The sequence below is a fragment of the Psychrobacter sp. GW64-MNA-CIBAN-0177 genome (genome assembly GCF_040309585.1).
Classification (GTDB): Bacteria; Pseudomonadota; Gammaproteobacteria; order Pseudomonadales; family Moraxellaceae; genus Psychrobacter; species Psychrobacter okhotskensis.
Genome location: NZ_JBEOOY010000352.1, coordinates 1 through 261, shown reverse-complemented (window position 1 = coordinate 261; position 261 = coordinate 1). Strand labels below are relative to the sequence as shown.

The following is a 261-nucleotide window of genomic DNA, read 5'->3' as shown; positions in this document are numbered from 1 at the left end:
ATCTTACATCAGACACACGGCTCTCAGGAAGCGGGTGAGTAAGTAAAAACGCAGGTGGCTTATATTTATAACGAATTTGCGCAGCGAGTTTAGTTAAAAATTCACTTGATGCACGCGGATCAAAGCCTGCATTATTAAGCGTTTGCATACCAATACGGTCGGCTTCTTGCTCTGCTGAGCGGCTATGCGTTAGTTGGCTAAATGCCGATTGTGTTTGGCTTGCTGAAATAATAGCAATACCAGCATCGGGCACGACTACAG

Annotated in this window: 1 protein-coding gene; it reads right to left on the bottom strand. The window is 45.2% G+C overall.

The genetic code is table 11. The annotated features are described in order from the left end of the window. A partial coding sequence (locus tag AAEY79_RS15405) for a M48 family metalloprotease (protein WP_352289396.1) occupies positions 1 to 261 on the bottom strand: 261 nt, incomplete at both ends.